Origin of the sequence: Actinoplanes sp. NPDC026619 (assembly GCF_040638295.1) — a bacterium.
Taxonomy (GTDB): Bacteria; Actinomycetota; Actinomycetes; order Mycobacteriales; family Micromonosporaceae; genus Actinoplanes.
In genome coordinates, this window is record NZ_JBEZYA010000033.1 from 1 (window position 1) to 14,139 (window position 14,139).

General features: G+C 66.8%; 11 protein-coding genes. 2 read left to right on the forward strand and 9 right to left on the reverse strand.

Annotation, left to right across the window (positions count from 1 at the left end; genetic code table 11):
• Nucleotides 1-983, forward strand: a 983-nt coding sequence (locus AB0E90_RS43550) for a hypothetical protein (protein WP_360418218.1), incomplete at its 5' end; no start/stop codon positions are given.
• Nucleotides 984-1,085: 102 nt separating this feature from the next.
• On the opposite strand, the gene AB0E90_RS43555 is transcribed toward AB0E90_RS43550, so the two are convergent.
• On the reverse strand, nt 1,086-1,814 hold the full coding sequence (locus AB0E90_RS43555; protein ID WP_360418219.1) for a hypothetical protein: 729 nt from the start codon (nt 1,812-1,814) through the stop codon (nt 1,086-1,088).
• Nucleotides 1,815-1,895: 81 nt separating this feature from the next.
• On the opposite strand from AB0E90_RS43555, the gene AB0E90_RS43560 reads away from it, so the two are divergent.
• A complete protein-coding gene (locus AB0E90_RS43560) occupies nt 1,896-2,045 on the forward strand; it encodes a hypothetical protein (protein WP_360418220.1) in 150 nt (49 codons plus the stop codon).
• A 402-nt stretch (nt 2,046-2,447) separates the two neighbouring features.
• Here the strand turns inward: AB0E90_RS43560 and AB0E90_RS43565 are convergent, their stop codons facing one another.
• From AB0E90_RS43565 to AB0E90_RS43600, 8 genes are all read right to left on the reverse strand, one after another.
• The gene (locus AB0E90_RS43565) at nt 2,448-3,683 is read right to left on the reverse strand and encodes an ATP-binding protein (RefSeq protein ID WP_360418221.1); all 1,236 of its coding nucleotides are present in this window, start codon (nt 3,681-3,683) and stop codon (nt 2,448-2,450) included.
• A gap of 285 nt (nt 3,684-3,968) precedes the next feature.
• Entirely contained in the window at nt 3,969-4,703 is a 735-nt protein-coding gene (locus AB0E90_RS43570; protein WP_360418222.1) for a hypothetical protein, read from the reverse strand.
• A 181-nt stretch (nt 4,704-4,884) separates the two neighbouring features.
• Nucleotides 4,885-8,736: a hypothetical protein gene (locus AB0E90_RS43575; RefSeq protein WP_360418223.1), complete on the reverse strand. Its 3,852-nt coding sequence runs from the start codon at nt 8,734-8,736 to the stop codon at nt 4,885-4,887.
• A 1,200-nt stretch (nt 8,737-9,936) separates the two neighbouring features.
• Entirely contained in the window at nt 9,937-10,848 is a 912-nt protein-coding gene (locus AB0E90_RS43580; protein ID WP_360418224.1) for a carbon-nitrogen hydrolase family protein, read from the reverse strand.
• Nucleotides 10,849-10,887: 39 nt separating this feature from the next.
• A complete protein-coding gene (locus AB0E90_RS43585; RefSeq protein ID WP_360418225.1) occupies nt 10,888-11,550 on the reverse strand; it encodes a 3'-5' exonuclease in 663 nt (220 codons plus the stop codon).
• Nucleotides 11,547-12,068: a topology modulation protein gene (locus AB0E90_RS43590; protein ID WP_360418226.1), complete on the reverse strand. Its 522-nt coding sequence runs from the start codon at nt 12,066-12,068 to the stop codon at nt 11,547-11,549. Before AB0E90_RS43590 ends, AB0E90_RS43585 begins: the two co-directional genes overlap by 4 nt.
• 56 nt (nt 12,069-12,124) lie before the next feature.
• Nucleotides 12,125-12,901, reverse strand: a complete 777-nt coding sequence (locus AB0E90_RS43595) for a phosphotransferase (protein WP_360418227.1) — start codon at nt 12,899-12,901, stop codon at nt 12,125-12,127.
• Nucleotides 12,883-14,118: an MFS transporter gene (locus tag AB0E90_RS43600; RefSeq protein ID WP_360418228.1), complete on the reverse strand. Its 1,236-nt coding sequence runs from the start codon at nt 14,116-14,118 to the stop codon at nt 12,883-12,885. The genes AB0E90_RS43595 and AB0E90_RS43600 overlap by 19 nt, the downstream gene beginning before the upstream one ends.
• Nucleotides 14,119-14,139 lie beyond the last annotated feature (21 nt).

The following is a 14,139-nucleotide window of genomic DNA, read 5'->3' on the forward strand; positions in this document are numbered from 1 at the left end:
GCTCACCCCGATCGAATTTGAGACAATCAACAGGCACGCCACCGCGGCCTGAACCACTCAACCCCGCGAGTCAACCAAACCCGGGGCAGTCCCCAAAGACTTGGGCAGTTCACCGCATCGGCGCCCAGCCGTACGTCGACGGCATCACCCAAGCCCTCGAGGCCGCAGGCAACAACTTTATTGATGAGGTTGACGCCCCGCAGTGGGTCACCATCGCCGCCCATCAGTCCGGCATCACCTTGCCGGCAACGGTCTCGATCTGTCGCGCCTTACGGGCCCAACTCGAGTCGCAGCCAGCACCGGAAACAATTTCGGGCTGGACAGACGTCATGCTCGACGTCCTCAAGAGCCTGCCGTACACCCACCTGTCACGAGTGCTGCCGGCGGCGCCGTACGGGACGACAAGCCGCCTCTACGGCATCTTCAGCAACGACGCGCCAAAACGTGTTCAGGGCTGGACCCACTACCGGGCCGCGCTACACGCGTGGCTCTCCGGCAAACCGATGATCTCCATCGCTCAGCACGTCCACCCCAAGGAAGTCGGAGACAACGCGAAACGCGGTTCCCAAGACCCGCTACCAAGAATGATCGCCGTTGCTCAGGACGCGTTCCGGTTCGGACTTCCGCTCGTCGCCGGCTCCCTCACCGCCTTAACACTCCTGGGCCGCGACCACGACACCGACGGGCCCTGGAACATCCCCGAACAATCCGCCCGCCTACTCAACCTGCTCCCGCTCGCCATCCGATCAGGCGCCGACTCACCCGAAGTCCTTGGCTGGATGCGTGCCGGCGTCTACACCCGAGTAGCCGCCCACCAGCTGAACGCCCTGCTGCCCGCGCCAGAAGGACAATCCGACGACCAATTGCGACGCTGGGCAAACGGCCGACTCCACGAACTCTACGAAGGCGCCATCCCGGAGGCCGCCACATCCGACATGAACGAGCTCATCGCCGCACTGCGCATCGCCCGCGACGCCAGATAGACCCTGACGACCATCCTCTCTCAGCGGCCCCGGCTTCACCCGCAGCATCAACATTTACAGACCGTCGAGCGTCGTGGAGGCCCGACGGCACCGCGAAAAGCCTCACCAGAACTGGTCGACACCAAGCGTCCCGCCGATTATTCTTGTGGCCGACTCTTTCAACATTCGGTCATCAAGTCTGAACCGTAGCGGTTCGACAAGGCCCTGCTCGCGGAGACGTTCTGTCCGTCCCGCTCGCCAGCGAGGCACGTTGTCAATTCCAACTATGAGCCCAAAGCGGCGGAGCGTCGTGTGTGCTTCATAGGCGTCGCGGGTAAGCCCGAAGCGGTACGTTCTTGTGCTTTCGGTCATGAAAATTCCGGATTCTTTGTGAGCTAGGGGATGGTCGCGGGCGAGGAGACGAATGCTGATCCAGAGCGCTATCTCACTGTCAGTGAGGCAATGCACCCAATTGTTCGTGAAGAATTCCACTGGGAGGCTAACTCCCTCGTTCCGGCGTGGCGTGATGTAGCTGCTCTCTGCGGGCAGACCCGGTGCGACTCCGCCGTCGTTGCTGAGTAGAAAATTCTCGAACCTGTTTCGCGGCCGGGAACCGTGAGGAAGGAATGCGGCGTCCTCTCTTACGAGCCGACCGATGGCGCTTTTCACCTGCCGTACGCGGTTGTCCATCTCAGAACGGCCCTTTGCGGAGACCGTAGCGGTGACTGCGAGGAGTCCGACCCAGCCGATGTCGGCTGCGGAGGTTGGCCAGATCAGCCTGTCGTTGGTGTGGACGCTGCCGGGTCGTTGTCGTACCTGAACGTCGTAAAGCGCCGTCAGATATAGCCGCATTGCCAGTCCTCTGGGGGCGATGAGGCGAGGGAGCAATGGGCGACGCTGGATGTCGTTGTCGGGTGCCGGGACGACTTGGTCATGTTCCTCGGCGTTGTGATCGATCGTGCTTGGTCGAAGGCGAACGTCATTGATGCCAAATACCGCTGTCTGCTCAAGGGCTCGGCCGCATCGCTCGTGGAGGTCACCCCTCTGCAGCAGGTGCAAGCGCCAAGCGCGACTTTCCAGTGACCAGTTTTGACCTGTTGACCGCAACCTGCCTCCGACCCATAGGTATCGTCACCTGCGAAAACTCCCGCTGCAGGGACGCTTCCGGGATGTACTATGTGCGGTTCAAAGGGTATCGACGATGGGCGTGACGAGAGCCTGTTCCGGCTGTGATGCTGGCGGCTACTTCAGCAGAACTTAGAACGGATCAGCATGAACTGGGCTAATGCCGTCATTGTCGAATTGAACAAGACAGTCCGCTACGCGTTGAGGAGCACGGGCACGACGGTCCGGCTTTGCGCGATCGTCGCCACGGTGACCACCTGTCTCGCCCTCCTGGCATGGCTTCGGCCAGGCCCATAGGTCGGGGCACACCAACGAGCGCGACGTCCGAACAGCGAGCTCGATGCCTTCATGGCCTGCAGGTCAAGCGTCACTCTTGCGGAGAGGGTCGCCGATTCCCAGTCCGCGCAGGAGGTTTCCGTAAAGCCGATCAAGAACTCCGGTCAGGTCGCCGGCGAGCTCAACTGTTGTGGCGCTGGTTACCCGTTTGTAGGTCTGGTCGCGGTATGGGACGGCGCTGCTCCAGAAGCCGTGCGAGGGCGGGCGATGGGGCACAGCGCCGCGCAAGCCGCCGATGTGGAGACCGATGCCGGCTGTACAGCGCAGCCCAGCGTGCTTGGCGAGTCCGGAGAAGATCGCGAGGCCCAAGAACGTGTAGGTAATGGCCTCGTATTGCTCGAGGATGAGTTCCTGATCCTCGCTGCCTCGATGGGTCGGATACTCGCCGACAATACCGCGGGCGGCGAGTGTGACGGCACCGGAGTCGAACACCTCAAGGACCAGATGGCAGCCGTCTGACCCGTTGTACCGGAACGATCGCCCCCCAGGAACCGGGACACCGTTGCGGCTTGTAAAGGACAGACCACGCTGGCTATAGACCAGTTGCGCCAGCGGCAAGTTGCCGTCGAGGGCCCGAGCCCGAGCCTCGGCAGACTCGGTGATGTCTCTCAGCCATGATTGCCAACTGCCGGAGGCCAACTCGTCACGGATGATCTCGGGCCGCAACAGCGGCGTCGGGGTGACGGCGACGACCAGCGCCGACGCACCCAGGCCGAGTTCCTCGCCACTCTGACGTGCGCGCTCAAGGTCGCCGACGACCGCGTCCTCGGACACGGTACGGAATCGGTGGAGATGAACGACCTCGGCATCAGTCAGCGAACGCACTACGCGGTCGGCCCTGCCGACGTATCGACCATCGACCTGGTGTGGCGCGAACGGACTTGCCGGAATATCGATGAGGATCAGTCCCTTGGACGGATCGCTCGGATCGGATATCTCGTCAACCGCGATCTGTAGGGGTGGGTCGATGCGGCCCGCGCAGATCTGCTGGATCCGTTCCACCTGTCCAGAAAGATCGACCGGAGACAGCCGCGTGGCACGTCCAGTCGCGTTGTCCTCCTCGATCCCGATCACCAAGGTTCCTCCGTATACGGCCAACGCAGCTACGTCCTTGGCTAATTCCTTCCTGTGGCTGTTCTCGGTGCCGTAGTTGTCGCGCTTCATCTCCAGATACTGGTGCTCACGCACCTCACCGGAGGCGACGTCCTCTTCGGCACACTTCCAGTCATGCCAGTTCCAGGTTCGTTTCGTGCTTACCATGGCCACATCATGGCGGGCTCTGCCGCAACCGGCGAGCCTAAAACGAGCCCTCGCGTGATGCAGCAGTGATTCGCCGCCTCATGCTCGGCGCAGGGGCAATGCCAGCCGGCCGGCCGCGTACGCCCACCGGCGCAGAACACCGTCGCAGCGGGGGCAGGCGAGTACGCCCGGCGGATAGGTCGGTCTCGACCTGATCCGGCTCGGCCACCACGATCACCGCGCGCCGCTCTCACCGAGGCCAGCGGCAGCAACGCGGCTCACCGCAACCAGCTGGCGCGCGTATCCCTACGGCGATGCCACCCGCTCTCGCAGGACGTCGAGGATGTCAACGCGAAACCGAGGCGTGACGCGGTGCTTGGTGCCGGCCTTCATCTCCTTGACGAACCTCACCACCGAGTCAGCGTGACGGAAGGCGCCGCCCGCAGCGAAGAACGCCCGGAGCCAGGCGTCCCCATCGAGCGGATACCCCGAGCCGGTGAAGGCCCGCAGCAGCTGGACGACAGCGTCCTTACCACGACCGGAACTCAGCCCGTTGTACTGCTCGTCAACCATCAGCTTGCCCGCGGCCACCTGGAGCGGGTCCGGCGCAGGCAGCGGCACTCCGGTGTGCAGGTCGACAGCACCGTGTCCGTCCAGCCAAGCTCGGATGATGTCTCGTGGAGACCAGATCAGAACGAACACGCGGCCGGCCGCTTGAGATCCGATCATCTCGCTGAGGGCCTCGCAGTCCTGCTGATCGAACGGATGCAGCACCACGACCGCGATTTTGACCATTCGGTCATCGTCTGCGAGACGTGTGAGGGCAGCAATGTCAACGACGTCGTGCCGCGCACGGCCCTCAACGATGTACTCTGCCGCCTCAAGATCGGCGCTGTGTGCGCCGTTGAACTTCCTCTTGTCGGTGACGGCAAAGACCACGGGTTCGTCGCCGAGCCAATCGCGGATGCGAGCGCTACTTGAAACCATCGCCGTGCCGTGCTGAGCCCAGTCCTCCCGGACCATGTACGCGAGATCGGTCATGCAGCAAGTATGGCGGGGACCACCGACATCGACGCAGAGCCAATGCTCGACGGTGACCCGCCGGGCGGTATCCGAGGGTTCTCGTGAACAAGTTCAAAGCCGCAAAGTTAGCGACGAGGCCATGACCAGAAGAAACACTAGTCAGGGCTTCGCCTGTTCCGCACCCGAAGCAACCTGTTGGCTACGAGGGATGGCTCGCGGGTGCAGGGCCTTCTACCGGGTCGATCGGATTTTGGAGGACCTCACGGAGTTGATATGGGAGGGTGAACGCGACTTTCGGATTCTGGACGTAAGCCGCAGGCTCGACGTGACGGGTCACGATCAATGGAATCACCCGCCAAGGATGCATTTCGGTAACACCGCAGGCGAGAGCGACGGCGTGGGCGTGCCGCTGAATCTGTTCGGCTTTCTCAAGGAGCTTGGGAACGAACCGCTTTCCGTGGGTGAACTGGCGGACATGGTGTCGCATTGCTGCGACGCTGTGGGGCGTAGCGAGGTCCTTGACTTCGCAGATCCACAGTCGCGAGTTGGCGGGGTCGGTGATCAGCACGTCGATCTCACCAACCGGGTTGGGGATGCCAAGACGGGCTTGTTCGCTTTGGTTGAACTGGAATCGATGCGGCAGACCGAGGTCCGCCGCGACGTCGCGGACCGTGGTCTCCAACTCGTCGTTGCGGCTCTTGCGGTGCTTGTTCATCGCGTCGGCGACACCTGGAGGCAGCACATTGACCGGATGCGGCAGCCGGGCCGCAGCGAGGTAGTTGTTGTGGAGTTGCAGGGCGGCATGGATCAGCCACGGCATCACCAGGATCCGGCCGTCGATCATCGGTAGTGGCCGTGTGAGCAGGCGATGGGACCGCTGCTCGACGTTGAGGAACCGCCGGGCACCACCCTGCTGGAGTTCGACAGGGTCGATCTGGAGTAGGTGGAGGGCAGCGCGGATCTGGGTATCGGGGAGGGTGGACCAGTCGGTGGCCTCGCCGGTCAGGTCGTCCGGGTTGACAGCGGCGATGCCGTTCTCGTCGGTTGGCCAGTCGGCGGCGGTGCCGAGCACGGCGGCGAGGCCGTCGAGCCCGGTGCCCCATCCGCGGGCGAGCAACGCGTCGGCCTGGAGCAGGGATGGCTCGGCGAACGTGGCCAGCTGCTGGAAGGGGACGCGGTCGCGCTGTTGGCCGGGGTGGGGAAACCGGGATCCCTCCTGGCTGGCCTGGTGGGCGAGGTCGTCGATCGTCCACGGGTCTGTGGCGGCCACCGCGATGAGGTGGTCGAGCTGGGCGCGGTGGTAGGCGGCGAGGTCGATGTCCAAGGGTGGATCGCTGCTGCTGTCTCGTTGGTCGGCGATCACTGGCATGTTCTGCACGACGAAGATTCCGTCGTCGTTGATGTCGACCTGGAGACCGTGTAGATCCCGTTCGTACCCGTAGTCGGCGGCAGCGGCGAGGGCGAGCAGTTCGGCGAGGGCGGCAAGTTCCCCGAGGTCGAGCGCGTCGACGGTCCGGGTTCCAACGGGCGGGTCTGCCAGTGCTGCCTCGAACAGCGTCTGCAGGGAGGTCATGGTGGCGGAGCGGTCACCGTCGCGGGCTGCGTCGTGCCAGTTGGCCGCCCACGGCCCAGCGAGCGAGTGCATGATCTGGTGGCTTCGGCGCAGATAGGTGGCGTAGGCGGCGTTGAGCCGGACCGCGAGCTTGTACAGCAGGGACGGATCGCACGCGGCGATCCGTTCACTGAGGGTCTCCTCGATCGTGGGCAGGATTGTGTCCTGGCAGAGGGTGTGCGCGTGCGTGTCGCTGTAGGTGCCAGGGGCGACCCGGTGGCAAAGGCGATCAGCCACGGCGCGCAGCGCCCGCGCCCGGATCGCCGGCGTCCGAGGCAGGGTGTCGACCGGAGCCGCCGTCGGACGGCTGTCCGCGACAGCGTTCAACATCATCAGGGGCCCAACCTGCTCCCAAGCATTGCGGAACGTCTCCGCCGATGTTCCAGGGTCCGCGGCCCGGTCTACGCGGATGCGACGGACGAGTTCGTGCAGGGTGCCGCCGAGCACGTTGTGGCCGGTCATCGGGTCTGTGTGGAGCAGTTCGAGGACGTCGGGTCCGATGATGACGCTCAGCACGGCTGGCTCCGCCGCGCAGGCGACCCGCAGCCCGTATCCACGGCTCAGATCGGGGGCCGGGTCGTCAGTGAGGCCGAGCACGATGGTGAGTGGGGTGTCGTGGAGCCGGAAGTGTGACGCGATGTCGTCCCGGCGGGTGATGCAGTAGCGGACGGCGTCGGCGAGTTGGAAGTACATGTCCGCGTCCAGGTTCAGTGTCGCGGCGTCCGAGCCGTCGATGAGGATGACCAACGCCGGGTCGGTGCTGACCAGAGCGATTTCCCCGTGGGGCGTGGTGAAGAGGTTCGCGGTATCGTCGGCGTCGATGGTCGCGATCGGCCAGTCGCGATGCTCCGGCAGGGCTGCGGTAGCCAGAACCGTATCGATCGCCTCCCATCCGGCGGCCTGGACCCAGGTGGCGTCGTATTCGGCTGCTACGACGTGCAGCGCTGTCTGCTCGTCGGCGTCCTCACCCGCGTCTTCGCCTGGCCGCGTCTGGTCGGCTGGGCTGGTGTCGTCCTGGTCTGCGGGAGGGCCGATGCGCCCCCAGTCCCGCCATGCCGTCCACACGTCCAGAATGTCCTGGAAGAAGACGACATCGTGCCCGGCGTGTTCGCCGAGATCCTGTAGGAAGCATTCGACGGTGGCCCAGTCGCCGCCGGCCGCGTCAACGAGTTCGACGAGCTCTTCGATGTGGAGCAGGATGACGTCCCGCACCTGATGCCAGTTGATGACCAGAGGGCCCCCGTACACGATCACCTTGGCGAGGTGATCGACGCGGATGGAGGTGGTTGCCGGGGCAGGGAGATCGCCCAGGACGTGCCACGTGTCGGTCTCGACCTGCCGCCGATCGAGGACGTCGGTGGCGCGCTCGATCGCCGCGGTGAACATGTCCGGACTCAAGGCGCTGACGACCGTCGCCACTGTTCGTGGGCCGGTGATGATCGGCGGGATGTCGAGGTCGATTTCCATCGGCGCCACCCGGTTGACCAGTCGCTTGTTGAAAACGGCGAAGGCGTGGCCGCACGTCAGCGCCTGGAGACGGACGGCGTCGGCGTCGCCGATCTCAGGGTGTCGAACAAGGATGTCCGCGGCCGCGTTCAACGCGTCGAGCGTCAGACTGGCCGGAATCGGAAACACCGCGTCGCCCGAACGCACCCGGAGGACGGGTCCGAGCGTCGGGAGCCCCGGTGTATCGGCGAGCGTTACCAGGACGGCGTCGCGGGTGAGCCAGGTCAGGGCCCCGGTGGCGCGTTCGGGACGGCTGCACCGGTTGGTGATGCGACGTGGGTCGCCCAGCCTCGCCATAGATTCCCGGACTGCGTCGACCTCGGCCGTCGACACGGCCGTAGCACGGGCGGCGGTACGGCCCGCGTCGGTGCCGGTCGTGTCGTCGGCCGAGGCGCTCCACGCCTCGGCTAGGCCCTTCAAGATGTCGTCGCCGTGCGCCAGTACCACCTCGATCACATCGGTCAAGGTGAACCCGACGGCGTCGAGCAACGTGGAATCGACGGCCTGCGCCGTGGCGGCAAGCCGCCGCAGCAGCATCAGCGGGTAGAGATAGTCGCCGGGATGGATCCGCCACCGGCGACCGGCGACCATGAATCCGACCGGGTGCCGCGGATCATTCGACACGCCCGGCGGCAGCACGGGGTACCGGGCGACCTCCACGGCAGCATTCACCAGCACGGCCAGGTCCGGGTCCGTGGCCGGCCGGCTCCCGGCCGGTGGTACGCCCACAGCCCGGAGCCACAGCAGCGTCAGGTGGTGCTGCCACGGCCGCGACCACGGGGCGTCGATCGCGGCACCCAGCAGCGGAATCACGGACGCAGCCGTGAACCTACCCAGCGCCTCGTCGATTGCTGCCCAATCGTCAGGCCCCATACCTTGGACACGGTCGAACTGGCCGCCGCTGTCGTCGTTTCCGGAAAGCACGGTGTCCATCGTCTCGTGGACGGGCCTGGATTCCCGACCCATTTATCGGCTGTCGGCACGGCAACCTGGTGAACTCTCGAAAGAAAGTCGGTTGGTGCTCCAGCCAGCGGTTGCTGGACTGGGTGACGGCCACCGACCTTGACAATAGGGATTCACATGAGCGGGCACAGGAACCCCGCACCGTCTACGGATGACAGCCGTGACGAGCCCGCCGACACAGCCGGTCCTGGCTGGCGAGCATGTAGAAGTCGACCACTGATCGCCGTGTAACGAAGGTGCTTCCGGCGACCGCTGACCATGCCGGCCGTGCGATGCTCCCAGCCCGCCGGGCGCCGAACACGCCCGGCGACCCCGTTGTTCAGCCATGGAAAGGGGTCACTGCCATCAACGCCGTGGTATCAGCCAAATAGATCATCAAGTTCTTCTGCAAGTTGGGCAGCCTCACCCCAGCCAGCGCGGATGTATGTCTCCAGCACCAGGCGCACCGCGGACGTGCTGTCCCGGCCGGTAAGTAGCAGCTCGCGCTGTTCCGCGAGGTAGTGCCGGACCATGCCGTGAACGGCGTCGAGAGCGAGGGATTCGCGCGAGTAACCGGGGTCTTCGGTGACCGCAGGAGCGGCAGCTAGGAGGGCAGCCCGGGCCGGACCGTTCGGAGGTGATCAAGCGTTCGGACGATCTCGTGGGTTACCGATGGATAGCGAACTCCGGATAGGCCCTCCAACCGCTGTCGTGGATCGACGCCGGAGCATAGGACACCGGATGTCCCGTTGACCGAAACAGTGAGGGACGTCGGTGGTGTCTCCCGAGGTCAACGGAGCGTGACTCTTCGGCCTGTTGGGGCCCTGGCCTGGACTCACCTGTCGCTGCGTGTGGTGGTCTGGATCTGCTGTCATCTCGGGTCATCGACCACGGCGGCCCGCGGAGGCATGGATGGCAGAGCACGGCACGAACGTTCGGGATCTCGCGAGACTGGAAGTAGCCAGGCTCGGCAGGGTGGAGGAGACCGGCGACCGGTTGATGCCGTTCCGGCTTCTTGACAGCCAGGGCGTGGAGGTGGCCGCGGTCACCCAGTTTCTGCACCACATGCTTGCGGATGACGCTAGTCGGTGTCCCTGCGCTCCTACGCGTCCGGCCGCCGCGCATGCCGGGCGCGCTTGGTTGCCGTGACGGCCGAGCGGTTGGTATCTCTGTCGGATGCTGGCGGCCCGGTCAGGTGGTGGTGTGGTCGGTGCTGCGGGGTTCGGTGCTGCGGTGCGGTGTGTAGAGCCCTCCGGTGGCGGCGGTGCGCCGCCAAGGTCGGGCGTGGTTCAGGGCGATGTCGAGGGCCGGGTCGCTCCGGTTCAAGTCGACGCAGATCACCGCCGGTTCGCCGAGTGGAGCCTGGGCCAGATACTGACCGTGCGGGCCGATCACGGCCGACGGCGTTGCCGTCGAGCACGGGGCGGGGACGGCGACGCTGACCCAGTAGCTGTTCGCGGCGGCGTATCCGCGGGCGATGGTCTCGAAGATGGGGTCGTCGGAGTAGGTGGAGAACAGGACGCAGTCCACGCCGAGGTCGCGTTGCTCGATCCACAGTTCCCCAAATTGGATCTCGACGCAGAGCAGGCAGCCGAAGGTGTACCCGTCCACGGTGAAGGTGCAGGACGTGAAGCCGGGGGTGTAGAGGCCGGTGATCTCGCTGTGCGACAAGTATCGCTTGTCGTACCGGTCGGCCAGCTCGCCGTGGTCGGAGACGACGTAGAGGCTGTTGTGCGGGCGGGCATGCTCAAGGCGATGGTTGCCGCCAACCACAACCCAAAGCCGCAGTTGCTCGGCCAACTGCATAGTTTGGTGTAGCTCGGTCTCGGCTGGTTGCCAGTCGATGTGCCAGCCGGTGAAGTGGGCTTTGTCGGCTCCGGCGTAGCCGCCCAGGGCGCCCTCGCTGAAGTGCACGAGCCGGGCGCCGCGATCGGCGGCGGTATGCATGGCGGCCCGGACCGCGGCGCCGTTCTTGCGCGGGTCGGTCGTGATCGGTGTCTGCGCGACGGCGATCCGGATCCGCTCGGCGCCGCCAGGCTCCCTGGCCCGGCGGAAGCGTTCTACCGGTGGTGGTGGTTGGTCGGTCACGTCTGTCTCCTCCATGCGACGCAGGCTCGGACGAAGTCGTGCTTCGCGGGATGGTCAGAACAGTTCGCCCTGTGCAGTGCCAGCCGCCGGCGGCGGCCGGCCGGCGAGGCTACGCAGTTGGGCGAGTTGGGACCAGCCATGGCGGTTCGCGCCCTCGGCCAACAGCCGCACGACAAGCCGGGCGGTCACCTCGGCGTCCGCGAGCGCGCGGTGCCGGTCGGCAGGGATCGTGATCTCGTAGTGCGTCAGCAGCGCGTCCAGGTTGTAGGAAGCCAGCCTGGGACGGCAGGCCTTCGCCAGCCGCAGCGTGTCGAGCATCGGCGCGGCGGCCAGGGCCGGGCAGGCGGACGCGTAGCGGCGCAGGATGCCGGCCTCGATCGGCGCATGGTGCGCGACCGTCACGTAAGGCGGCTCGGTCAGGAGGGCGTCCAGGGCGGCCAGCACCGGACCGGCCGCGGGCCGGTCGGCGAGCATGGTCGCGGTGATGCCGGTCTGCCGGGTATCGGCCGCGGTCAGCGGGGCGTGCGCGGGCGGCTGGATCAGCGCCTCGTACCGGCGGGCGCACGTCATCGACGCTGCGCTGGGCCGCAGTACGACGGCGCCGACTTCGATCGGTTCCGAAGGGTGGTTGGCCGGGGTTGTTCCCTCGAAGTCGAGCACGACCAGGCTGGTGTTCGCGAAGGCCGGGTCGCTGAGATAGCGGTCGAGGTCCGTCATAGCGAGCCTGCGCTGCGCTCGGTTCGGATCTGGCAGATCAGCTGGTCGGCGGCGCGGCGGCTGGTGAGGTGGATCAGCTCGGCATGCCTGCCGTGATCGCGCACGCTGGCCAGCACTTTGGGCAGGTGCTGCCCCCGATACGACAGGACGTACTTCACGACGTTGGGTGTGATGCGGTTGTAGATGCCGTCGCGGTGTTGGCCACGGCCGTACCGCAGGCTGCGGTGCAGGATGCCGGTCAGGCAGACCAGCGGGTGCGGGTTGAGCACGATGATCGTGTCTGCCCGGGCCGCTCTGATGGGCAGGGAGGCCAGGCTGTTGCCGTCGATGATCCACGCGTCTGCGGCGACCAGGTCGCGTTGGGCGGCGGTGAACGCCTGCTCGGCGACGAGGGTCCAGTCGGGCTGGTAGCGCAGCTGGTCGAGGTGGGTAACCGGCAGGCCGAGCAACTCGCCGAGGTGTCGGGTCAGGACGGTCTTGCCGGCCCCACCGGCGCCGAGGATCGCTATCCGCTGCACGAACTCACCTCCTTCCTTTCTCGTCGTCTTCGCGCGTGCGCGGCCGGCGTGTTCGTTCAGCCGAGCAGGCGGTCGCGGTGGGTCAGGATGAACGCGGTGGCCGCGCGGTAGCCGGCGGCGAAGTGGTGGTCGCGGTGCACGGCGAAGGCCGGGTTCCCGGCAAGGATCTGGGTTTCGATGTGGGCGGCCATGCCGAGCAGCCGGATAGGCGCGTCGTCGGCCAGCAGCTCGGGTCGCAGACCGGGGTCGTAGGCGGTGGCGAGGATCCGCAGCCGGCGGGCGCGGTCGGGTTCGGTGTCCCACCCGAACCCTGCCAGGACACCGGTCGGGTGGAACGGGACGAGTTGGTGGGCGAGGTAGGACAGATCCCAGGCCCGGTTGGAGGGTCCGGCGAAGTCGGAGTCGATGACGTCGGTGACCTGGTCGCCGTCGAAGATCAGGTTCCAGCGGGCAAGGTCGCCGTGGCCGATGCAGTCGATCTCGGCCGGGACGGTGACCTCCTGCCGATCCCACCTTCCGGGGGCGGGTGGCGTGAACCCTTCGGCGGCGTCGTGCAGCTGCCGGACCGCGCGGGCAGCGCTGCGCACCGCTTTATCGGAGCGGATCGCCGCGGCTAGCGGCGGGTGCCCGGCCGTACCGGGCAGGAAGCTGAGGCGCTCCTGGCCGCCGCCGGGCGTGCCGAGCACGCGCGGTGCCAGCGTGAAACCGCCTGCGGCGAGGTGATCGAGCAGGGCGTGGATGTTGGCCGCGCCGGGGCCGGCGCGGCGGGTGACGGTGTCGCCGTCGCCGGCTGGATCCGCGAACCGGCCGCCGCTCAATGCTTGTTCATGCACGAGGTCTCCGCTTTGTCTGTCGGGCCGTTATCGGTGTGGTGGCGCAGCGCGGTCCAGGGCAGCAGGGCGGCGCTGACCAGCAGCGCCACGGACAGCACGGCGATCGCGGTGCGGATCCCCGCAGTCGCGGCGAGCAGGCCGGCCGCGGCGATGCAGGCGGGCTGGACGACTTTGCCGGTCACCGCCCACGCCCCGACGACCCGGGCGAGGTGGGTGTCGGCGGTGGCGGTCATCCGGTAGGTGGCGAAGGCCGGGTTGAACACGCCCGCGCACAACAGCAGGGCGCTGTCGGCGGCGACGATCAGCACAAGGCCGCTCGTGGTGGGCGGGGCGAGCAGGATCGGGCTCATCCACAGGCATCGGGCGGCCCCGCTGATCAGCAGCGTCGCGGCGAGTCCGGCGCGGCGGACGATCGCTGGGGCGAGCAGCGAGCCGAGCGCCCCAGCAGCACAGGGGACGCCGAGCGCGAGGCCGTACTGCAGGGCGGTGAAGTGCAGGTCGCGCAGCAGGTAGACGGCGATCAGCGGGGTGGAGGCCATGATACAGCCGCCGAAAACCATCGCGTTGGCGAACAAGCGTCGCAGGACCGGGTGGGCGCCGATGTGCTGCCAGCCGCCGATCATGTCGGCCCACCACCGGCGGGTGGTTCCCGGTTGCGGTGGTGGCGGTTCCGGGCGGCGGATGCGTAGCCACCCGCAGGCGGCCAGCAAGTAGCTGATCGCGTCGACCGTCATGGAGGTGATCGGGCTGGTCGCCGACACCAGCAGCCCGCCGACCGGTGGCCCGAGCGTGCTCGCCGTCCAGGTCGTGGTCTCCAGCCGGCTGTTCACCCGCGCCCGGGCGGAGGCCGGGGTGAGGGCCTTGAGATACGGGTTACTCGCGGCGTTGGACACGATCGTCGCCGCAGTGAGCAGCACCGCGACCGCGCACAGCAAAGGGAAACTCAGCCTGCCGAACCACGCGGTGACGGGGACGCTGGCCAGCGCGGTGAACCGGAGCAGGTCGGCGCCGATCATGACGGGTCGTTTCCGGTGGAACTCGATCCATGGGCCCAACGGCACGACGACGACGGCGCCGGCGAGCCCGCCGAGCACCGCGAGCAGCGACACCTGCCAGTCCGAGGCGTGCACCACCATGATCGCCACCAAGGGGAGGGCGCCCGCGCCGACGCCGCTGCCCAGCGCGCTGACCGCGTACGCCGACCAGAACCTCCCCACGTCCGCACCCCGTTCTACAGC